Here is a 21,896-nt window from a genome sequence, read left to right as displayed (position 1 = left end):
CCTTCTCTATTATGTCGTTTCCCTATCTACCAAATCTGGTAATAACTCTACATGTTTCACATCTATTTCCTCATCATTAATCTTTTCATATAATAATTCAAATGCCTTTACACCAACATTTTTACTAGAATGCGAAATCGTCGTAATACCTAATATATTTGCCACCTCTTGATCATCACATCCGATAATCGTAATATCCTCTGGGATACGAATTCCTTGTTTTTTCGCCTCCGTTACCATTCCTGCAGCAATATGATTGCAAGATACAAGAAAAGCCGTCGGTTTTACAGACATACGAGCCCATTCCCTGACTACATTGCGCCCATCTTCCACCGTAAAACAGCCCTTAAACTTCCAGGCATCTAACGGTGTTACAACAATCTGTTGAAGTGAATCCTCATACGCCTTTTTTCGCCTCTGGCTATTAATACTATTACTTCTTCCAATGCAATATCCGATACGTGTATGACCAGCATCTATTAAGCTTTTCATCCCGCGCAAAAATACTTTGTAGTAATCAATATGTACACTCGAAATGAAATTCGAATCTATTTCTTCACACATCACAATTGGACCAAACTTCGTATACTCTTCAAGTTTTTCCTTACTATTTGTCCGTGAACATATAATTACTCCATCAAGCTTTTTCATTTTTAACATATGTAAAATTTCAAGCTCTTTTTCTTCGCTATAATTTGTCTGGCAAAGCATCATATTATAATTGTTCTTTGCGGTTTCCTTTGATATCCCCCCAATAATGGCACTGTAATATTGATCATTTACGTGCGGCAATAAAACGCCAATTACATTCGTTTTTCCTTTCACTAAATGAATCGCATTCACATTTTGCGTGTAATTTAATTCTTCAATAATCGCTAAAATCTCTTTTCGTTTCTGTTCATTCACATACGGATGATTATTGAGTACACGTGAAACAGTTGAAACAGATACCCCAGCAAGTTCAGCAATCTTTCTTATATTAGTCATCTCATTCTCCCCTTCCCCTCAAAAATTCTCGCTTGACCTGGTAAGCTTTCCACAGTATATCCTTTCTTAGCAAATACATTTTGAAAGGATATACAACTATGCTTCGATTCAAACTAGAATATATATTTTTCATTGGCGGTTTACTCATTCTCGCCATCGGTATTAATATGATGACGACAATTACTTCCTTTGGACTTAGCCCTTATGATTCCTTCTTTATTGCACTATATCAAAATTTTGGGATAAGTATTGGTTTTTGGATTTTCATGATTAACTTTGTTTTTACCCTGATCGTACTCTTTTGGGACAAAAAACAAATTACAATCGGCACAATTGTAACGATGATTCTTATTTCTCTTTTTGTTGATTGGGTTGGTTCTATTACGACCATTATGGACATTATCCGCTCTCTTCCAAAATATATAACACTTATTTGCGGAAACCTATTCGTCGGAGCCGGAATTGGTCTTTACGTCTCTACTAACCTTTGCGCAGCACCTCAAGAGGCTTTCGTTTTAACTGTTGCTGAGAAAAAGAAATGGACATTTAGAAGAACAGAAATTTCATTAGCTTTTTTATTTTTAACATTAAGCTTCTTATTAGATGGGCCGATCTATTTTGGAACAATTATCTTATCCTTTACAACAGGTTGGATTATTCAAGCATTTATTCAAGTTGGTACGCAAATTTTAAATAGAAAAAAACCTATTAAGCAAGCCGCTTAATAGGTTTTTTCGTTTTATTAGAAGAGATACTACTTAGCATCTCCTTCAATTCGATAATTTGCTTTCACACAATCTATTTCTTCATACGATTGCAATGTATGTAGAATGTACTCATAATCCGCAAGAGAAGCACGATGCGTTACAATTACTATTTCTGCTTTCCCTTTCTCTTCAAGTGGCATTTGAATAATCTTTTCAAAACTAACACCGCGCTCAGAGAACAATGATGTAATTTTTGCAAACACACCAATTTCGTCTTTCACATGAAGTCTTAAAAACTTTTTCACAATAATTTCATCTGGCTCTTTTAGTACCTTTTGATATTGCGGAACTACAGCACTATTTCCTGTTACACCTAACCTAATATTTTGCATTACAGCAACTAGATCAGAAACAACAGCTGTCGCTGTCGGTAAGCTTCCTGCTCCCGGACCATAAAACATCGTTTCTCCTACCGCTTCACCATACACATACACAGCATTATATTCATTTTGCACTGCCGCAAGAGGGTGTGCATTTGGAAGTAGCGTTGGCTCAACTGTAACCTCTAATTTCTCGCCATCTCGCTTTGCAAGACCAATTAATTTAATCGTATAGCCTAAGCTCTTACTATATTCAATATCTTCTGCTGTAATAGAAGTAATCCCTTTTACCTTCACATCTCCAAGCTCTACATTTGTAGAGAAACCGAGAGTAGCCAAAATCGTCATTTTTCTTGCTGCATCCAAACCTTCTACGTCTGATGTTGGATCTGCTTCTGCAAATCCAAGCTGCTGAGCTTCTTTTAACACGTCGTTATATGCTCTCCCTTCGTCTGACATTTTCGTCAAAATAAAATTTGTCGTTCCATTTACAATTCCCATTACTTTCGTAATAAGATCTGAAGAAAGTCCTTCTACGATGCTTCGTAAAATTGGAATCCCTCCAGCTACACTTGCTTCGTAAAATAAATCAGCCTGATTATCTTTTGCTACCGCTAAGAGTTCCGCTCCGTGTAACGCCATTAAATCTTTATTTGCAGTCACAACGTGCTTCACGCTTTTTAAAGCTTGTAAAATATATGCTTTTGCATCATCAATGCCGCCCATTACTTCAATGACAACATCAATATTAGGATTATCTAAAATTTCATTCACATCTTGTGTTAATAGAGTAGAAGGCACGTCTACTTCTCTCTCTTTCTCAATGTTTTGCACCAATACTTTCGTTACTTTCACTGGACAACCTACTTGGTGTATAAGTCGTTCTTGATGATCTGTAATAATACGAACTACACCACTACCAACTGTCCCAAGACCTAATAACCCCACTTGAATTTCTTTCATAATACTGTCCACCCCTCAAAAATTGTGTTTAGATGCCATTATATAGACAAAAAATCTGAAAAACGATATATTTTGAATATTAAGAAAAATAAAGGTTAATCTTTACAAATAAAACGCTACCACGTGTTATACAATCATTTACAATATATAAGGGGTTTCTTGATACACGTAATAATTCAGCCAATTAGAGAATAATAAATTCCCATGACTCCTCCACCTAACAATTGGCTCCTCATTTGGATTATTATGTTTAAAATAATTTTTTGGCACATCAATATTTAACCCTTTTTGGCAGTCCCGTTCGTATTCTTGCTTTAACGTATCACAACTGTATTCACTATGTCCGAGTGCGAAAACTTGCCTTCCCTCTTGCCCAATAGCAAGATGAACGCCTGCTTCTTCAGAATTGGCTAATAACGTTAATTCTTTCACTTCTTCAATATCGCTCTCTCGTACTTCTGTATGACGAGAATGCGGAGCAAAAAACACTTCATCAAACCCTTGTAACAATTTCACATGTTGCTCGCGAACCTCATGTTCAAATACACCAAACATTTTTTCCGCAAGAGGATACTTCGGCACACCATAGTGGTAATACAAACCAGCTTGTGCCCCCCAGCAAATATGAAGCGTAGATGTTACATTCGTTTTTGAATACTCCATAATACGTCCAAGCTCTTCCCAATAATCTACTTCTTCAAAAGAAAGAGTTTCAACTGGTGCTCCTGTAATAATGAGTCCATCAAATTTTTCATTCTCAATATCACGGAATGTTTTATAGAAGCTCGTTAAATGATCCTGCGCTACATTGCGAGACAGATGCGATTCCATATGAAGTAAATGAACATCTAATTGCAACGGTGTATTTCCAATTAAACGAAGTAATTGCGCCTCTGTTTCTTGTTTTGTAGGCATTAAATTTAATATAGCAATTTTCAAAGCACGTATATCTTGTGTTACCGCTCGCTCCTTCGTCATTACAAAAATATTTTCCTTCTGCAATACTTTGCGAGCTGGTAAATCTTTATCAATTATGATCGGCATGTTGTTTGCCTCCGACTAGCGCCGCTTCTAAATCTGCAATAATATCAGAAACATCTTCTATACCGACCGATAAACGGACTAAATCAGATGTAACGCCAGCTAAACGCTGATTTTCTGCGCTTAATTGTCTGTGCGTCGTACTAGCAGGATGTATTACACAAGTTCTTGCATCAGCTACATGCGTTACAAGAGTTGCAAGCTTTACATTTGCGATAAATTCTTTCGCTGCTTCTAATCCGCCCTTAATACCAAATGTTAAAACTCCACTAGCACCTTTTTTCAAATACTTTTGTGCTAACGAATAATTTTCATTACTATCTAATCCAGGATAATTCACCCATTCAATGCGATCATGATTAGCAAGCCACTTAGCAACTTCGAGAGCATTTTCACTATGACGCTCCATTCGTAAATGCAATGTTTCAAGGCCAATGTTGCTAATATATGCATTGAATGGGCTCATACAGTTTCCGTAGTCTCTTAATAACTGAACGCGTGCTTTCACAATATACGCTGCTGCTCCAAAATTTTGAACATAGCTTACGCCATGATAACTCGGGTCAGGTTCGACAAGCTCAGGGTATTTTCCATTTGTCCAATCGAAGTTCCCTCCATCTATTACAATCCCACCTAGAGAACTTGCATGGCCATCAATATATTTCGTTGTAGAATGGACAATGATATTTGCCCCATGTTCAAACGCCTGGCATAAATAAGGCGTCGCCAATGTATTATCAACGATAAAAGGTACTTCTAATTCTTTTGCTGCCGCTGAAAGTTCTTTGAAATTCAAAACGTTCATTGCTGGATTTCCTAACGACTCTGCATAAACGAGTTTTGTCTTATCATTAGCAAGTGCCGCAATTTCATCTGCCGTTAAATTAGGATTAAAGAACGTAACATCTATGCCCAGCTTTCGCAAACTCACTCCAAATAAATTAAACGTTCCTCCGTAAACAGTTGAAGAACAAAGTAAATGGTCTCCACTACTGCAAATATTTAAAACCGCAAGCATAATGGCTGCCTGCCCAGAAGCTGTTGCAACAGCCCCTACACCGCCTTCTAAATCTGATAACTTCTGCTCAAATGCAGCTAGAGTAGGATTTCCAATACGCGTATATATATATCCTTCTGCCTCTAAATTAAATAGTGCTGCTAAATCATCTGACGTATCGTATTTATACGTTGTACTTTGATAAAGTGGCAAAACACGCGGCTCACCATTTTTTGGCGAATAGCCACCTTGCACACAAATCGTTCCTTTCCCCCATGATTCTCCCATCTCTCATTCTCCTTTCTTTTATCCCGCTATTTGCGGGCAGTAAGACTCCCACCTCCAAATTCGGCAAATGCGAGGAAGTTAGGTGGGAGATAACTGCCCGATTGATGAAGGCTAATAATTAGCGGGGGAGGGACAAAACCCCCACTGATTAAAGTTTCACTTTATCCAAAATAAAAAACTGCCCCTTCCCTGAAAACAAGAAAGGAGCAGTTTGAAAACACGCTCTAAGGCTCTTTCTTATCTCTCAGGATTATCACCTGCAGGATTTGGCACAATTCCGTTATACGGCTGTTGCCAAGGTTTCATCGGGCCTGTCCCTCCACCTTTTCTTGATAAGACTATGCAATTACCGTTGATTTTATAGCAATAATTTCCTGATGTCAAATAGTTTTTTGAATGTTCTAAATTAAATGCAAGGAATTTAATACAAACAATAAAAGAAATATATTCCATATTCATTTGAAAAAGACCTTTTAAAAACTCCAATCCATATATAGAATTAAATAAGTGGTTTAACCGCGTTGGTTTCAAATTTTCATGAGATCCCGATATATTGAATAAGCCACCCCCTCAAAAAGATACTATATATATATTCAATTCACACTAGCATATTTAATCCTTTCTACATGAAAATTTACATAACGGAGGTACAACATGACAAATAAAAAGGACATGCACCATATACTCGTCCTATATGGCATTCTTTTAGGCTCTATAGTCGGAGTCACGGTCTGGTCATTTTTAGTCACAATAAATATCGGAATTCACTTTATTTGGGGATACTTACCTACTCTTTTCTCTTCTCCCCCTTATTACACCATTTGTGTAACAATCATCGGTGGTATCCTCGTTGGTTTAACACAAAAATACTTCGGTACATATCCACGTCTTATGCCCGAAGTGATGGCTGAATATAAAAAAACAGGTAGAATTGAATACCGTTTTGTACATAAAGCTACTTTAACTGCGATTATCGTTTTAATATTTGGAGCAAGTTTAGGACCAGAAGCTGCACTTGTTGGAATTATCGGTGGACTTTGTACATGGGTAGGAGATCGCTTTAAATTTGCTTTAAAGGGAATGAATGAACTAACAGAGGTTGGAATTGGTGCCACTTTAAGTGTTATTTTTAATGCACCATTATTCGGTTATTTAGCTCCGAATGAAAATGAGGGTGAACAAATTAATGAATTTTCGAAAGGAAAAAAAGCAATTGTATATTTAGCTACCACTTTTGCCGGTTTTTCCGTTTACTTATTGCTTAGTAAACTCGATAATCGTGGATCCTTTATTGTTGATTTTGGGGAAGGGTCTCTTGCTCTTAATGAATGGATCGCCTTTCTACCACTTGCTAGCATTGGTGCTATAGTTGGTTTCTTTTATTTCAAATTAGAATTCACATTAGAGAAATTAATCCACCCCTTCAAAGAATACAAGGTATCACTTGGAATTATAGGCGGTATTTTATTAGGAATTACAGGAACTTTTCTTCCTTACACGTTATTCTCAGGGGAACATCAATTAAAAGATTTAGTCGTTGAATGGAGCCATTTATCCTTCTGGGTACTATTTCTTTCAGGAATTTTAAAATTATGTATTACTGCCGTTTGTTTAAATACGGGTTGGCGCGGCGGACATATTTTCCCAATTATATTTGCTGGATCAAGTATCGGATATGCTATAGCTTCTATTATCCCTATAGATCCAATAGCTTCTGTAGCCATCGTCACGACAGCTATTTCAAGCTATGCATTAAGAAAACCAATAGCTATAACATTACTATTACTCATGTTTTTCCCGCTCAATTTATTATTACCGATGCTCGGGGCAGCCGCGATTGGGAATGCATTTCCGCTTCCTAAACATAACGAAACTACAAATTAATATAAAAAAACAGCATTAACATGTAAATGTTAATGCTGTTTTTTCGAGTGGCGATTATAATTTTAATTAAAATTTGCTTGCTACTTTAGCTGCTTCTTCAAGACCTGCAATAATGATTTCTTCTGCTTTATCTGGGAATTGGTTATGTCCCTCGATAACTACCGTTTCCATGTTTGTTGCACCGAAGAAGCCCATCATGCTCGCTACATATTTTACAGCCATTTCCATTTCAGCTGCTGGTCCTTCAGAATATACGCCGCCGCGTGCATTTAATAATGCAATCTTCTTATCTCCAATAAGCCCAACTGGACCTTCTGGTGTATATTTAAACGTTTTACCAGCACGGTTTAAATAATCAATATACGTGTGTAATACGGCCGGAATCGTTAAGTTCCATAATGGGAAACCGAAAACTACTTTATCAGCTTCTAAGAATTGATTTAAATACTTATCAGCAACTGCTACCACTTTTGCTTCTTCTTCTGTTAAATCAAATCCTCTACCTGCTTTGAATGTACCATTAATCATATCTACGCCTACATATGGTAATTCTTCTTTATATAAATCAAGTTCTACCACTGTATCATTTGGATGCGCTTCTTTATAGTTTGCTAAAAATGCCTCGTATAATTTCACACTAACTGCTTGTTCCGCTGGGCGGTTGTTTGCTTTTACAAATAAAACTGTTGCCATTGTTTTTCCTCCTACTACCCACTCTTATGTTGTTATATATCACTTACGGAAAAGGGTACTCCCTTATAATTATTGTTGCTTACAAATACATTTTATCTTTATATCAAAACAATTACGTCCTCACATAGACGTATTTTTCCATAAAAAAAGTCCACCTTCTAAAGGCGAACTAGGTCTTACGACTTTTGTCTTATACGATTCCATTTTTCACTGCATATAATGCTGCTTGTGTGCGATCGGATAAATGTAACTTACTCAAAATACTACTCATATGAGCTTTTACCGTTTTTTCTGTAATAACTAAAACAGAAGCAATTTCTTTATTACTCATCCCTTTCGCCAATAACTGCAATACTTCATTTTCTCTCGCTGTTAATACATCCACTTGAACGGAAGGTTCTTCTTCTTTCTCTTCCTGTGGTAATGTTTGAGAAAGAAGGGCATTTGCTATATCTGGATGTAATTGAATATTACCTTTATACGCGCTTCGAATAGCTTCAACAAGCTGATCTGGTTCGATATCTTTTAAAATATAACCGCTCGCCCCAGCTTTTAGTGCCGGCAATACATGAGCTTGATCAGAGAAACTAGTCAATACAATTACTTTCACGTTTGGATATTCTTTTTTAATACAAGCTGTTGCCTCAATTCCATCCATCTCAGGCATATATAAATCCATTAATACGACATCTGGACTTGTTTCGCCTACTTTCACTAGCGCCTCTTTCCCATTATTTGCTTCACCAACTAATTCAAAATCTTCCTGTGTGCTTAGAAAAAATGCTAATCCTTTTAAAACAACTGTATGATCATCAACTAACAATACTTTTATTTTCACAAACTTCCCTCATTTTCACATCATAATGGTACATTTACTTTTATACTCGTTCGTTTCTTACTACTTACAATTTTAATTGTTCCACCAACTAATTCTACTCTTTCACGCATCGTAGTCATACCGAGTGATTTCTTCTCTTTTATATCCTTTTCTACAAACCCATTTCCTTGATCGACTATTTCTAATGATACATTTTTCTCCGTCACTTTGAAATAAATCGTCGCTTCTCTTACATTCGCATGCTTACTTACGTTATTTAAAGCTTCTTGTCCAATTCGCCATAGCGCTTCTTCTACTACACGCGGCAAATCACGTACACCTGTAACTTGTTCCCGAATTTTCAATCCTAAACTTTCACCATATTGCTTTAAAGCTGGTAATAACCCTTTCTCTAATCCAGCCGGACGGAGCTGCCAAATTAATGTCCTCATTTCTTTTAAGGCACCTTGTGCTAATTCACGCATCTCATACAAAGACTGATCTACCTTTTCATTTTGACCCTTTAAGACAGCTTCAGCGCCTTTCGTCATAAACGTTAATGAAAACAACTTTTGTGAAACAGAATCATGTAAATCTCTAGCTAAACGATTACGCTCTTCCATTCGTACAAGTTCGCGGCGTTTTTCATTTAATCTTAAGTTCTCTATCATTAATGAAATATGATTTGCTAACGCTTGTACTACATCTATCGTATTTATATCAAATTCTCCATTATTAGAACTTACACTTAATACTCCAAATATATGATCTTGAATATGTATCGGAATAGCGATAACTGCCCTATTGGGATGCTCTATATTCCCAACCTGACGCTTTGACAAGACAGACTCTTCTTTTTCCAACGCTTCCTGTGCTGCTGCCCTCAAATCATCTTGTAGTTCACCTTTCTTATAAGAAGCTCTCACAGCTAGTTCATTTTCTTCTCTAATAAAGAATACAACTTGCTCCCATAGAAATAAGCTCCCTATTTGCATTACAATCTCTTCTGGTAATGTATTAAATTTATGAATTGTCCTTAAAGCTTGAATAAAGCGTTCTAACTTTACATAATAATGAGCTCTTCTCTTTTCATTTTCATACAGTTTTGTACGCTTTAATGCCGTTCCAATTTGAAAGGCAACTGATTGTAATAGTACTAATTCTTCTTCCGAAAAATGCGTTTTGCCTGGGCTAGCTACATTTAACACGCCAAATTCATCTTCTCCCGCTTTTAGCGGTACTGTCGCATGATGTACAATCCCTTCTGTATCTCCCCAGTTGTATTCAATCGCATTATTAATTCTCTTACATTCAATAATATTAACTGCTCGCTCTAGTTTTCCTTCCACAAAGCGGTGTAAGCACCAGCAATTCCCCTCACACATCGGTCGTTTATTTTCGAATTTCAATCCCTCTGGTAATTGGTAATCAATTAATTTTGTATATCTACCATTTTCATCCGCAAGGAAAATCCATCCTGTCGTTAAACCAGTTACATTCAACAGCTTTTCCAGCACAGCTTGAAGTACGTGATATGTATCATTTGAGGTATTCAATGTTTCTGCAATCTCTTTTAATATAACTAATTCATTTGTACGATTCTCTTGAAACATAATTCGTCTCCTACATACAAGATTTTAAATAGTACTTAACATAAATCATCTACTTTTCACTTTGTACTTATTCGTAACATTGATATAATGGTGAAAACATAGTTTTCATTATATCACTTGAGGGGGCTTTCATAATGACATTGAATAAGGCACTTACTATCGCTGGTTCTGACACAAGTGGCGGTGCTGGTATACAAGCAGATTTAAAAACATTCCAAGAACTTGGTGTATACGGAATGACGTCTCTTACGACAATCGTAACGATGGATCCACATAACGGTTGGGCACATAACGTATTCCCAATCCCAGCTTCTACATTAAAACCACAATTAGAAACGACAATTGAAGGCGTTGGCGTAGATGCTTTAAAAACGGGTATGCTTGGATCAGTAGAAATTATCGAAATGGTTGCGGAAACAATTGAAAAGCACAATTTCGAAAATGTAGTAGTTGATCCTGTTATGGTATGTAAAGGAGCGGATGAAGCGTTACATCCTGAAACAAATGACTGCTTACGTGACGTTCTTGTTCCAAATGCATTAGTCGTAACGCCAAACTTATTTGAAGCATATCAATTAAGTGGTGTGAAAATTAATTCTCTTGAGGACATGAAAGAATCTGCAAAAAAAATCCATGCTTTAGGTGCTAAATACGTACTGATTAAAGGTGGTAGCAAACTAGGCACAGAAACTGCTATTGATGTGTTATATGACGGCGAAACATTCGATCTTCTAGAATCAGAAAAGATTGATACGACAAATACACACGGTGCAGGTTGTACATATTCTGCTGCAATTACAGCAGAACTTGCAAAAGGAAAAACGGTGAAAGAAGCAGTAAAAACTGCGAAAGAATTCATCACAGCTGCAATTCGTCATTCATTTAAGATTAACGAATATGTAGGACCAACACATCACGGTGCATACCGCAAATTCGTTGCACCGAAAGAACTTGTCTAATCTAACATAAAGCTTTTTATTCATAAATTTAAAAATAGATTAAAACCCACAGAACATTTATTGTTCTGTGGGTTTTAATTACTTTACAGAAATCTTTTAAAGTACTCCCCGAATTCCTATGATGCTGAACTAACCTTGTTTCTACCATTTCTTTTTGAATAATATAACGCATCATCCGCTGATTGAATAAATTGCTCAGGTGATTTTTTATATTCTGAAAGCCCCACAGAAACTGTAATTTTAATTTTTTCCCCATTTTGCAGTTGAAATGAATGCTTTTCAACTGCTAGTCGAATTTGTTCCCCTATACGATTTCCAAATGCTACCCTTTTTTTCGGTAACAACAGAGCAAACTCTTCGCCACCCTTTCGAAAGACTAAATTTGGGAATGGTGCATTTTCTAACAAAATACGCCCTAGTTGTTTTAACACTTCATCTCCAGCAGGATGACCGTACGTATCATTTACATACTTAAAGTGATCAATATCTATAAGTAATAAACAAAGTGAATCATTTTTCATATGCTTGCTACCAATATGACGATTCATCTCGAAATCAAACTGTCTTACATTTCCTAGATTCGTTAATGCATCTATCGTTGCATAATGCTTCATCGTTTGAAATAATTCATTGGATTGCAATACGTAACTTGCACTTACAAATGTGATGTATGCCGCTACAATACAACAAATTAAATATAATACCACTACATATATATCCTTAAATAAAATATAAAGTGGTAGTATTAAAATAGACAAACTGTACACATTAAACCATATCCATTTTGTAAATATAGAAATCTTCATCCGCCAAATGAGAGTAATGCCAATCCCTATTGCCACGATAGTATAGCAGGCCAATTCAGAGGCTAAAGAATATTCAGTAAAAAATACCCGTGTTATTAAAGTGATCATAACTGTTATACTACTAGCTATCGGGCCACCGATTATAATCGCCAAAACAACAGCTAAATAACGTAAATCCAACATAATATCTTCAATATGCACACCAAAATGCATCAATAATATACTTAATATTCCAGTTAAAATACCGACCAAACATTTCTGCCAAAAAGAGAATCCTTCTTTTAATGGCTTATCTCTTAAAAGCTGAGCACCTACAAAGATAAAGGACAGAATGATTGTCATATTTACAAATAGATCTCTAAACATAAAATAATCTCCCTACTTTTTCTTTTCCATCTATCCCTTTCTATATGTTATTGTATTACGAAATCCCTATAATTCCCAAACTTTTTTATTATATTGTTCCACGTGGAACAGCAAAATAAAAAAGGAGACGAAATTTCGTCTCCTCCATTAACAACATCGCGATATCTTTCCGCCTTTTGCATTAAATCTAGCTTCTTGTGCCTCAGCAAAAAATTGCTTTTGACATAAAATTTTCTCTTCTGGATGATGTAATTTCATGTGATTTACATACGTTTCATAACTTGGAACTCCGACAAGTAAACTAATAAATTGCTTTCTCTTTCCCCATACGTTCCGTAAATTTTTAAGCATAGTTCCTCGACTCACTTTCATCTTTTGGAATATATGGTGCCTCTTTTAACGGCATTGGCTTATTTCTTAATACTTGAATCCAAATTCGAAGTGCAGAAATTAATACAGCAATTACAACTATCATAAAAATTCCACAAAGTGCCGCATCAATATAGTCATTAAAAATAATTTGTTTCATTTGCGCAACATTTTTAGCTGGAGCTAATACCTTACCATCATCTAATGCTCCCTGAAATACTTTCGCATGTGATAGAAATCCTATTTTAGGATTTTCATGAAATAACTTTTGATAACCGGCTGTCATCGTTACAATAAGTAATCCTATAGTCGGAATAAGCGTTACCCAAACGTATGCCTTTTTCCCCATTTTGAATAAAATTGTCGTTCCAAGTAATAGTGCAATCCCCGCTAACATTTGATTTGCAATACCGAAAAGTGGCCATAGCGTATTAATTCCACCGAGAGGGTCAACCACCCCTTGATATAAGAAGTACCCCCAGCCTAATACGCATAACGTTGTAGCAACCACGTTCGCTATTGTGGAATCTGTTTTCGCAAACGGCTTGTACACATGCCCTAAAATATCTTGAATCATAAATCGTCCTACGCGTGTTCCAGCATCAATCGTTGTTAAAATAAATAGTGCTTCAAAAAGAATGGCAAAATGGTACCAAAATGCCATCATCGCCGTTCCACCTATTACTTGTGAAAATATATGTGCCATACCAATTGCTAATGTTGGTGCGCCACCTGTACGTGATAAAATGGTTTGTTCTCCGACGTTAACAGCAAGTTCTTTTAATTCATTCGGTGTAATAGCAAATCCCCACGAAGAAATAACTTGAGCCGCTTGTGATACATCTGTTCCGATCAGTGCTGCTGGACTATTAATTGCAAAATAAGTTCCTGGTGTTAATACACAAGCTGCAATCATAGCCATCGCTGCTACAAATGATTCCATTAACATTGCCCCATAACCAATTGGCTGTGCATGACCTTCTTGCTCAATCATTTTCGGCGTCGTACCTGATGAAACGAGAGCGTGGAATCCAGAGACAGCACCGCAAGCTATTGTAATAAATAAGAACGGAAATAAATTCCCGGAGAAGACAGGGCCTGTTCCATCAATAAACTTAGATACTGCCGGCATCTTCAAATCTGGAGCTACAATTAAAATACCAATTGCTAATCCAAGTATCGTTCCTATTTTTAAAAATGTACTTAAATAATCACGTGGTGCAAGGAGCATCCAAACTGGTAATGCCGATGCAATGAATCCATATACGATAAGCATAATAGCAATTGTTTCACCACTAAAAGTAAACATACTTGCAAGTGTTGGATTTTCTGCTACATACTGTCCACCAATAAGCGATAGAACTAGTAGAACAATACCGATTACTGATCCTTCCCCTACTCGCCCTGGTCTAATGTAACGCATGTAAACTCCCATTAAAATAGCAATTGGAATTGTTGCTGCGATTGTAAACATTCCCCATGGGCTTCCAATAAGTGCCTTCACAACTACTAAAGCTAATACTGCTAATAAAATTATCATAATACCTAAAATACCAATCATCGCAATTAATCCTGTAACAGGACCAATTTCATCTTTAATCATTTCTCCTAATGATTTACCATTACGTCTCATTGAAGCAAATAAAATTACAAAATCTTGTACAGCTCCGGCAATAACTACCCCAACGATAATCCAAATAGTTCCAGGTAAATACCCCATCTGCGCCGCCAAAATTGGTCCTACTAAAGGACCCGCCCCTGCAATCGCAGCGAAGTGATGTCCGAATAAAACCCATTTATTTGTTGGAACATAATCCTTCCCATCATTTAACGTATGGGCAGGCGTTTGCCTATTATTATCTAGGCCAAAAACTTTCCTTGCTATAAATCTACTATAAAAGCGATAAGCAATCGCATACACTGATACAGCAGCAACTAATAGCCATACAGCATTAATTGTCTCACCTTGTGATAAAGCTATTGCACCAAAAGCAGATGCTCCTACCGCTGCAATAACTCCCCAAAGTAAAATTGATTTCAATGTTTTCACGTACAATCCCCCCATTACTACTTCTTAGAGGAGATTGTACTAAATTTTCTGAATATTTAATTTGAATCCTCCTTATCATGAAGGATTTCTAGGCTATTATGTTAAAATTCTCTCATTACTTGTCATAGCTCAATTTTATTTCGAAGCCGTTTTACATAATTACGGCTTACTGGAATCGGTTGCTCATCGTACCTGTCTAAATGCAAATTATACGTGCCATTATAATAAGGTTTAAGTTCTTGTACATATGACATATTAATTAAATAGCTTTTATGTACACGTAAAAAATCATATGCATTTAGTTTATTTTCTAATTCCTGGAGTGTGTATGTTGAAATATACTGATTATTCGTTGTATAAATTGAAACGGTTTTATTTTCCTTATTTTTACTAATATATACAATATCCTCCGGGAGAATATATCTAATCCCCTCATGGCCTTCTATCGGCAGTTTACGCAGATGACTCTTTGCTTTCTCACCTTGTTCTTTTCCCATTTTATATAAAATGAATTGTAAATCTTCTTCACGAAATGGTCGTAATAAATAATAAAACGCTTGGAAACGAAAAGCTGTAATTGCCTCTTCTATATCCTCACCAATAAAAATAAATTTCGTATAACAATTCACTTCTCGTAACAAACTCGAATATTCAAAACCGGTACCATCCATTAATTGCGAATTTAAAAAAACAAAATCAGGTGTATGTTTTTTCATTATTAGCAAAGATTCTGTTCCAGTTTTCGCTTCAAAACATTCTACATTTCGAATGTTTTCAGTAAAGTTCTCAACTAATTTTCTTCGCTCTTCTGTTTCTTCCATGATAAGTAAGATTTTCATTTATCCAGCCACCTAATTCCTTTGTCCATATGTCTTGTTGTATACATTCGCTTTAGTAAGAAACATTCCCTTTTTCTTACTATACCATTATTTATCTAAAAAAACAGAAAAAAGGAAACCACTTTGGTTCCCCTTTTCTTTTATCCCGATTGGTGCGGGCTAATAATCAGTGGTTGATGGACAAAACACCACTGATTAAGGTTTCTCTTTATACTAATTCCCTCTGTTTCGTTTCTTGACCAAGTATAACTACAGCAAGTGCCCCAATTAAAATTGATCCACAGAAAATCGTAAATATTAGCGATAGTGAAGCTTGTGAAGCAACTAAATACCCTACTAATAGTGGTCCAAGAATACCACCAATACGCCCAAATGCAGCTGCCATTCCTGCACCTGTACCGCGAATAGTTGTTGGATACTGTTCCGGTGTATAAGCGTATAATGCACCCCAAGCACCTAAATTAAAGAAGGATAGTAACATACCCGCCACTATTAATGCTGTTAATGAATCCGCAATTCCGAACACATAAGCACTACATGCTGTACCAATTAAATACGTAACCAATACAAATTTACGACCAAGACGTTCAATAAACCATGCAGCTGTGAAATATCCTGGAAGTTGAGCTAAAGTCATAATGAGTACGTACTGAAAACTTTTTATTAAACTAAAGCCTTTCAGTACCATTACACTAGGTAACCAAAGGAACATTCCATAATAGGAAAAGACCACACAAAACCATAGAATCCATAACATAATTGTTGCTTTACGATATTCTCCAGACCAAACCGATTTTATATTTTCAATAACAGATGGCCTTTTTGCAACCTTTTGGAACCTTGGAGAATCGGGTAAATTCCATCTTAAATATAAAGCATATAACGCTGGAACTGCACTTAATACCATAGCAACTTCCCAACCGTATTTAGGAATAACAAAATATGAGATAAGAGCTGCGATTAACCAACCACCAGCCCAAAAGCTTTCTAATAGTACAACTATTTTTCCACGTTCGTGCGCTTCAACACTTTCTGATACAAGAGTAGATGCAACTGGAAGTTCCCCACCAAGTCCCATACCAATTAAAAAGCGTAAAACGAGGAACATCGCGAATGTCGTCGTTAAAGCAGTTAAACCACTACCGATAGAAAATAGTAATAATGTAATAATAAAGACTGATTTCCGTCCTATTTTATCTGATAGTATCCCAAAAAGGAGCGCTCCTACTGCCATACCAATTGAATTAACGCTACCTATCCAACCCATTTCTTGAGTACTTAATCCCCAATCTTTTTGGAGTGCTACGATTACAAATGAAAGCATTCCAACATCCATTGCATCAAATAGCCAGCCAAGCCCTGCTATACCAAGTAGCTTTCGCTTCGAAATTTCTTTTACCTTGCTCACAAGAAGTCCTCCTTACACAGGTGTCTTTACACATCATTTTACATGTGTGTATTGCATAAGTAAAATACTTTCTTATAAAAAATTCCCCTTCATCATTCCCAAAAAGTAAAATGTTTATCAAAAATAAACAAATAAAAAAGTAGCGATGTTCCGCTACTTTTTTGAACGCATTACTTCTTTTAAAAATTCAGCTAATACTAACTGACGACGCCAACGTGTTGGATTACTACATAATCTGTAAAACCACTCTAAATGAATAGATTGAATCCATTTTGGCGCACGTTTTACCTCTCCAGCCCACACATCTAAACTACCGCCTACTCCAACAGCCATTTTCGTTTCTAAACGATGCTTATTGTTTTGGATAAAGTTTTCTTGTCTTGGAAAGCCAAGTGCAACAAGTAATAGATCTGGTTTTGCCTCTTGAATACGTGAAACAATATTCTCTTCTTCTTCTTGTTTAAAATATCCATCTTGTATCCCCACGATAGATGCAGCCGAATATGTCTTCGTTAAATGATCAGCCGCGGCTTGTACAACATGTGGTTTTGCACCTAATAAGAAAACAGATACTGGTTTATTCTCTTCTGATAACTTCGCAAATAAATTACACATTAAATCAAAACCTGCTACACGTTCTTTTACAGGTGTACCAAGCATACCACTTGCTTTTACAACCCCAATACCATCAGGTGTAATTAAATCGGTATTTAGTAATGTTTTATGGAACTCTTCATCCTTTTTTGCACACATAACAATTTCAGGATTTGCTGTTACTACCTGAAAAGTATGAGTTTGCTCCAATTCTAGTTGTTCCTTTAAATATTGGACCGTTTCATCCATTGTCATTGTAGAGAAAGGAACACCTAGAATATCAACCGTTTGTACTGCCATAATTAACTATCCTCTCTATCATTAAAGGTTTTTTGCTATTAATTGCTTATATGTTTCTTTCGTATCTTCATATAATTTTTGAAGTGAGAAGTTCATAGTAGCATGCTCATAAATATGCTTGCCCATTACTGATAACTCTCCAGTTTTCCACTTATCATAGGCCTCTTCTAATGCCGATGCCAATGCTTTTCCATCACCAGTTGGTACAATCCACCCATAAGTTTCATCTGCAATTAACGGTTCGATTTCTCCAGCTCTAGTCACAATTGATGGTACACGTTGATTTGCCGCTTCTAATAAAACTAATGGAAATCCTTCGCTATGGGAAGTTAACAAATTGACATGTGATGAAGCAAATAATTGTTTCACATCTTGACGATGCCCTAAAAATTCAACTTTATCATTAATCCCTTTTTCAGTAGCTAACGCCTTTAGTTCTCTTTCTAACGGCCCGTCACCAACTAATAACACTTTAATTTTCTCCAATTTTGTTTGTTGTAACGCATCGAATAAAACTTCATGTCCTTTAACAGGATGCAAACGCGCTACTTGGATTGCCGTAAACACATCTTCATCAATATTAAACATTTCCTTTTTATTATAGCCATCTGCTTTTTCCTGATCATATTCAATCCCGTTATAGATAACATGCATCTTTTCATTTGAAATACCTAATGCGGCTAAGCTTTTTTTCAACCTATTCGTTACAACAAAAAATAAATCTATATTTTTTAAAGCTTTCAAATTTAATTTAGTAAAAATCCAGCCTTTTAAGCCTTGTTTAGTAAAGTCTTGAAATGGATCACTATGAATTGTCGTAACCCATTTTGCCGCGAATTTCTTCTTCATTAAAGAAACAAAGAAATTCGCCCTAGGACCGTGTGTATGAACTACATCAAATTTTTCTTTATTAATGAATTCACTTATGTTCTTTAAAATGGATAAATCATAGCGAGATTTTTGTGAAAACACATGAACTTTTATTCCTAGCTCCCTTGCTTCTTTCGCAACAATTCCATCTTCAAATACTGCTAATTCTACTTCACCATCCGGAAACTGATCGAGCAGTGAAATAATATGTGTTTTTCCTCCACCATCTTCTGCCCCTGCATTCATATGCAATATCCTCATATTTTTTCCTCCTTTAAATCCTCGCTACATTTCCATCTATCTTTATTTTACTGTACTAAAAAATAAAAGCTAACAAAAGTTAGCTTTTATTTTTATCATTCAATTTCTAAATCTACAATTAGACAAGCTAACACCACTACAAAGTAAATCCCTACTCCTGGTGCTGTCAAAATATGTCCTGCAATATATGCAATACCTAATGCTAATACTAAGCTTGCTGTAATCATTCCATATTTCACATTAAATATTTCCTTAAATCTTGTAACAAATGCTAGTAGGATTCTTACGCCGTAATAAATAAATGGAATCATCATTAACGCAAAACCAATAATTCCGAAATCATAAAACCAATCATGGAAGTCCATTTCGATTAGCTTCGGATCTGGCTCTTTTTGTTCATTATACTTAAAGTTACCTGCGTAACCCATTCCAAATAATTTTTGTGACGTTGGCGCTTCTTTAAAGAACTGCTTATGTCTCTCTTCATATACTTGACGTCCACTGAAAATAAGATTTTCTTGATTTTCTTTCTTTTGCTCTTTCTCAAGCTCTTTCTTAACTTCAGCTTCTACCTTCGCCTTTTCTTCTGGTTTCTCAACTTTATGTTGTTTTTCTTCTTTTTTAATTTTCTCTTTAATTTCTTTTTCTTTTTGACCTTGCTGCGCTACATTTTGTTCTGATAAATAGTTGTTATGAATACCCATATTTTGTGCTAATGGCGTCATTTTAAACGTTCCAACAACACCAGCCAATAGGACAATAGCAATTAATCCATTAAGTACAAGAGACATTTTGTTTGGATTTCTTCTATCAAATAATAATTGTAGTACGATAATCCCGATTACTGCTGCTAACGTAGCACCAATTGAGCCCATCCCTACTTTCGTACCAACTTGAATTAACGAGTAAATCATTAAAAGCGATGGAATCCAATATAAAACGTGTTTCACGCTCTTTGTTTTTTGAATAGAATATAGTACCACAATAGGGAAAATAATAGCTAAGATTGACCCTAGTTCATTACCTGCATAGAACCACCCTCGGGAACCAACTTTCATCCATTGATAACTACCAAAGTCTGTAGATGTCGAAATAGAAATAACCATAATAGCGTTAATGATTAATGTTGAATACACAATACTATTTCTGACTTTGTCACTAATATTTACTTTCTTTTTCAATGATTTTAAAGCTAAAATGTATGATCCTAGCATGATATATATATATAATGCCTTCGCAACAAACTTAACTTCTTCACCAAGTATAATAGGATTCTTAACTAGTTTATTATTAATAAACCCTATCCCTAAAACTACTGCTAATATTATTAAGTAAATTAAAAACTTCCTATTTTCCTTCTCTTTTGCCTGAATTAAAATGTAAATACCACCAACAGCCATAATAAGAAATCTTACCAAAATTCCAACAGTGGCATTTGACTTTAATAAAACGATGCTAAGAGACGTTAATAAATCTAAAACAGGCTGTAAAATAATAAAAAAGAGCAAAAAATGCTCAAATCTAACCCTAGCTTGATTTGCTAACATTCCAAGACCTCCATACAAAATCTTCACATTATCTTTTAATCATAGTTTTCTACTGTTTAAACACACCTAGCAATTATAACATAACTCATATTTAAATTGAGAACTATTTTTCATGCCGAAACTAGTCAAGTCTAGCATTATTAGTAACCGAAAACATTGTCCTTTAGCTATCCTTCCCTATCCCTATAAAAACTATCTAACACATATGCACTTATTTTCGACCGTACAGAAATATTTTTTTATCATTTTATACAAATGTACAAAACGGACTTATCTTATTGTACCATCCCTCCAACTAAGCTACATCAAAAAACTATACTATTGATCTTTCCACACTTTTTCGCTTTACTTTATTGCTACTTATCAAGCATTTTCAAACGCTTTCTTTAGCTATTTCATCCATTTTTCTACATGTAGCGAAAAGTAATTGTTATTTCCAAAACTTTAGTGTATATTTTTTCTCTGGAACATCTTTAAGAGGAAGGAATTAAAGCCATGTTATTAATCGATATATTTACGTTTCTTGGCATTATCGCCGCTGCCATTTCTGGTACATTAGTTGGTTTAAAAAAAGATCTAGATTTATTTGGTGTCCTTTGTTTAGCTGTAGCTACTGCGCTCGGCGGCGGTATTATTCGTGATATTATGATTGGTAACCTGCCTCCTGTCGCATTTGTAAAACCCATTTACTTTTTCGTAAGTGTACTATCAGCATTATTCACATGTATGTTTTTTGAGCGCATTAATAAACTTCAAGTCGTTATTATGCTTTCTGATGCTGTTGGTTTAGGGGTATTTACAGCTATTGGTGCAAATGCAGCAATGTCACATCACGTTGACGCCTCGTTTTTAGTTGTTTCAATGGGAGTTATTACAGGTATTGGGGGCGGTATTTTACGTGACATTTGCGCTCAAGATATCCCGTATGTATTCCGAAAAGAGATATATGCAATTGCTTCTATTCTAGGAGCAGTTAGTTTCTTAATTACACATGCAATGGGGGCACACATATTAGCTTTCTATGTCTGTTTATTAATAACATTCGTTATTCGTGTAGTCACCGTAATATATAATGTACATTTCCCAGTTTTCTTTAAAACACATGCAAAAATTAATAAAGGCCATTAAGAGAATTCTACATAGAATTCTCTTAATTT

19 protein-coding genes and 1 riboswitch are annotated in these 21,896 nt (G+C 35.7%); of the genes, 4 read left to right on the top strand and 15 right to left on the bottom strand.

Annotation, left to right across the window (positions count from 1 at the left end):
- Window positions 1-9 precede the first annotated feature (9 nt).
- Entirely contained in the window at window positions 10-987 is a 978-nt protein-coding gene (locus tag BG05_RS04870) for a LacI family DNA-binding transcriptional regulator (protein ID WP_002089844.1), read from the bottom strand.
- Window positions 988-1,085: 98 nt separating this feature from the next.
- Between BG05_RS04870 and BG05_RS04865 the strand changes: the two genes are divergently transcribed.
- Window positions 1,086-1,712: a YczE/YyaS/YitT family protein gene (locus tag BG05_RS04865; RefSeq protein WP_002089845.1), complete on the top strand. Its 627-nt coding sequence runs from the start codon at window positions 1,086-1,088 to the stop codon at window positions 1,710-1,712.
- Window positions 1,713-1,741: 29 nt separating this feature from the next.
- Here the strand turns inward: BG05_RS04865 and BG05_RS04860 are convergent, their stop codons facing one another.
- From BG05_RS04860 to BG05_RS04850, 3 genes are all read right to left on the bottom strand, one after another.
- Window positions 1,742-3,037 carry a homoserine dehydrogenase gene (locus tag BG05_RS04860; RefSeq protein ID WP_003192625.1) on the bottom strand — a complete coding sequence of 432 codons (1,296 nt, stop codon included), beginning with the start codon at window positions 3,035-3,037 and terminating at the stop codon, window positions 1,742-1,744.
- Between the two features lie 138 nt (window positions 3,038-3,175).
- Entirely contained in the window at window positions 3,176-4,081 is a 906-nt protein-coding gene (gene metA, locus BG05_RS04855; protein ID WP_002184490.1) for a homoserine O-acetyltransferase MetA, read from the bottom strand.
- Window positions 4,065-5,363, bottom strand: a complete 1,299-nt coding sequence (locus tag BG05_RS04850; RefSeq protein ID WP_003192629.1) for a bifunctional O-acetylhomoserine aminocarboxypropyltransferase/cysteine synthase — start codon at window positions 5,361-5,363, stop codon at window positions 4,065-4,067. The genes metA and BG05_RS04850 overlap by 17 nt, the downstream gene beginning before the upstream one ends.
- Window positions 5,364-5,597: 234 nt before the next feature.
- A riboswitch (SAM riboswitch) is annotated at window positions 5,598-5,702 on the bottom strand.
- A gap of 315 nt (window positions 5,703-6,017) precedes the next feature.
- Between BG05_RS04850 and BG05_RS04840 the strand changes: the two genes are divergently transcribed.
- Entirely contained in the window at window positions 6,018-7,247 is a 1,230-nt protein-coding gene (locus BG05_RS04840) for a chloride channel protein (protein WP_003192631.1), read from the top strand.
- A gap of 66 nt (window positions 7,248-7,313) precedes the next feature.
- On the opposite strand, the gene BG05_RS04835 is transcribed toward BG05_RS04840, so the two are convergent.
- The 3 genes from BG05_RS04835 to BG05_RS04825 all read right to left on the bottom strand — a co-directional run bounded on the left by BG05_RS04835 (window position 7,314) and on the right by BG05_RS04825 (window position 10,370).
- Entirely contained in the window at window positions 7,314-7,940 is a 627-nt protein-coding gene (locus BG05_RS04835; RefSeq protein WP_003192633.1) for an FMN-dependent NADH-azoreductase, read from the bottom strand.
- A 190-nt stretch (window positions 7,941-8,130) separates the two neighbouring features.
- Window positions 8,131-8,778, bottom strand: a complete 648-nt coding sequence (locus BG05_RS04830; protein WP_002016393.1) for a response regulator — start codon at window positions 8,776-8,778, stop codon at window positions 8,131-8,133.
- Between the two features lie 20 nt (window positions 8,779-8,798).
- Window positions 8,799-10,370 (bottom strand): GAF domain-containing sensor histidine kinase, encoded by a 1,572-nt coding sequence (locus BG05_RS04825; RefSeq protein ID WP_003192634.1) that lies wholly within the window; start codon window positions 10,368-10,370, stop codon window positions 8,799-8,801.
- A 134-nt stretch (window positions 10,371-10,504) separates the two neighbouring features.
- Here BG05_RS04825 and pdxK point away from each other — a divergent pair, with 134 nt between their 5' ends.
- On the top strand, window positions 10,505-11,329 hold the full coding sequence (gene pdxK, locus BG05_RS04820) for a pyridoxine/pyridoxal/pyridoxamine kinase (RefSeq protein WP_003192636.1): 825 nt from the start codon (window positions 10,505-10,507) through the stop codon (window positions 11,327-11,329).
- 116 nt (window positions 11,330-11,445) lie between these two features.
- Here the strand turns inward: pdxK and BG05_RS04815 are convergent, their stop codons facing one another.
- The 8 genes from BG05_RS04815 to BG05_RS04780 form a co-directional block, all read right to left on the bottom strand.
- Window positions 11,446-12,501, bottom strand: a complete 1,056-nt coding sequence (locus BG05_RS04815) for a diguanylate cyclase (protein WP_033734358.1) — start codon at window positions 12,499-12,501, stop codon at window positions 11,446-11,448.
- Window positions 12,502-12,648: 147 nt separating this feature from the next.
- Window positions 12,649-12,852 (bottom strand): YbdD/YjiX family protein, encoded by a 204-nt coding sequence (locus tag BG05_RS04810; protein WP_002184484.1) that lies wholly within the window; start codon window positions 12,850-12,852, stop codon window positions 12,649-12,651.
- Complete coding sequence (gene cstA / locus BG05_RS04805; protein WP_033734359.1) at window positions 12,845-14,920, bottom strand: carbon starvation protein CstA; 2,076 nt, start codon at window positions 14,918-14,920, stop codon at window positions 12,845-12,847. The genes BG05_RS04810 and cstA overlap by 8 nt, the downstream gene beginning before the upstream one ends.
- Window positions 14,921-15,042: 122 nt before the next feature.
- The gene (locus BG05_RS04800) at window positions 15,043-15,759 is read right to left on the bottom strand and encodes a LytR/AlgR family response regulator transcription factor (protein WP_002089871.1); all 717 of its coding nucleotides are present in this window, start codon (window positions 15,757-15,759) and stop codon (window positions 15,043-15,045) included.
- A gap of 208 nt (window positions 15,760-15,967) precedes the next feature.
- On the bottom strand, window positions 15,968-17,167 hold the full coding sequence (locus tag BG05_RS04795; RefSeq protein WP_002016404.1) for an MFS transporter: 1,200 nt from the start codon (window positions 17,165-17,167) through the stop codon (window positions 15,968-15,970).
- Window positions 17,168-17,320: 153 nt separating this feature from the next.
- Window positions 17,321-18,061: a WecB/TagA/CpsF family glycosyltransferase gene (locus BG05_RS04790; RefSeq protein WP_002016406.1), complete on the bottom strand. Its 741-nt coding sequence runs from the start codon at window positions 18,059-18,061 to the stop codon at window positions 17,321-17,323.
- Between the two features lie 21 nt (window positions 18,062-18,082).
- Complete coding sequence (locus tag BG05_RS04785; protein WP_002089874.1) at window positions 18,083-19,192, bottom strand: glycosyltransferase family 4 protein; 1,110 nt, start codon at window positions 19,190-19,192, stop codon at window positions 18,083-18,085.
- Between the two features lie 95 nt (window positions 19,193-19,287).
- Window positions 19,288-20,739, bottom strand: a complete 1,452-nt coding sequence (locus BG05_RS04780; protein WP_033734361.1) for an O-antigen ligase family protein — start codon at window positions 20,737-20,739, stop codon at window positions 19,288-19,290.
- Window positions 20,740-21,234: 495 nt separating this feature from the next.
- Between BG05_RS04780 and BG05_RS04775 the strand changes: the two genes are divergently transcribed.
- A complete protein-coding gene (locus BG05_RS04775; protein WP_002016412.1) occupies window positions 21,235-21,867 on the top strand; it encodes a trimeric intracellular cation channel family protein in 633 nt (210 codons plus the stop codon).
- Window positions 21,868-21,896 lie beyond the last annotated feature (29 nt).

This window comes from Bacillus mycoides, from assembly GCF_000832605.1.
GTDB lineage: Bacteria > Bacillota > Bacilli > Bacillales > Bacillaceae_G > Bacillus_A > Bacillus_A mycoides.
This window is presented reverse-complemented; position numbering and strand designations above follow the sequence as displayed.

What these genes read in the sequence shown, in the direction of transcription:
- BG05_RS04815 (WP_033734358.1), bottom strand. Translation starts at nt 12,501, where the DNA reads ATGTTTAGAGATCTATTTGTAAATATGACAATCATTCTGTCCTTTATC.
- BG05_RS04775 (WP_002016412.1), top strand. Translation starts at nt 21,235, where the DNA reads ATGTTATTAATCGATATATTTACGTTTCTTGGCATTATCGCCGCTGCC.
- BG05_RS04865 (WP_002089845.1), top strand. Translation starts at nt 1,086, where the DNA reads ATGCTTCGATTCAAACTAGAATATATATTTTTCATTGGCGGTTTACTC.
- BG05_RS04780 (WP_033734361.1), bottom strand. Translation starts at nt 20,739, where the DNA reads ATGTTAGCAAATCAAGCTAGGGTTAGATTTGAGCATTTTTTGCTCTTT.
- BG05_RS04860 (WP_003192625.1), bottom strand. Translation starts at nt 3,037, where the DNA reads ATGAAAGAAATTCAAGTGGGGTTATTAGGTCTTGGGACAGTTGGTAGT.
- BG05_RS04870 (WP_002089844.1), bottom strand. Translation starts at nt 987, where the DNA reads ATGACTAATATAAGAAAGATTGCTGAACTTGCTGGGGTATCTGTTTCA.
- BG05_RS04825 (WP_003192634.1), bottom strand. Translation starts at nt 10,370, where the DNA reads ATGTTTCAAGAGAATCGTACAAATGAATTAGTTATATTAAAAGAGATT.
- pdxK (WP_003192636.1), top strand. Translation starts at nt 10,505, where the DNA reads ATGACATTGAATAAGGCACTTACTATCGCTGGTTCTGACACAAGTGGC.
- metA (WP_002184490.1), bottom strand. Translation starts at nt 4,081, where the DNA reads ATGCCGATCATAATTGATAAAGATTTACCAGCTCGCAAAGTATTGCAG.
- BG05_RS04810 (WP_002184484.1), bottom strand. Translation starts at nt 12,852, where the DNA reads ATGCTTAAAAATTTACGGAACGTATGGGGAAAGAGAAAGCAATTTATT.
- BG05_RS04785 (WP_002089874.1), bottom strand. Translation starts at nt 19,192, where the DNA reads ATGAGGATATTGCATATGAATGCAGGGGCAGAAGATGGTGGAGGAAAA.
- BG05_RS04790 (WP_002016406.1), bottom strand. Translation starts at nt 18,061, where the DNA reads ATGGCAGTACAAACGGTTGATATTCTAGGTGTTCCTTTCTCTACAATG.
- BG05_RS04850 (WP_003192629.1), bottom strand. Translation starts at nt 5,363, where the DNA reads ATGGGAGAATCATGGGGGAAAGGAACGATTTGTGTGCAAGGTGGCTAT.
- BG05_RS04840 (WP_003192631.1), top strand. Translation starts at nt 6,018, where the DNA reads ATGACAAATAAAAAGGACATGCACCATATACTCGTCCTATATGGCATT.
- BG05_RS04800 (WP_002089871.1), bottom strand. Translation starts at nt 15,759, where the DNA reads ATGAAAATCTTACTTATCATGGAAGAAACAGAAGAGCGAAGAAAATTA.
- BG05_RS04835 (WP_003192633.1), bottom strand. Translation starts at nt 7,940, where the DNA reads ATGGCAACAGTTTTATTTGTAAAAGCAAACAACCGCCCAGCGGAACAA.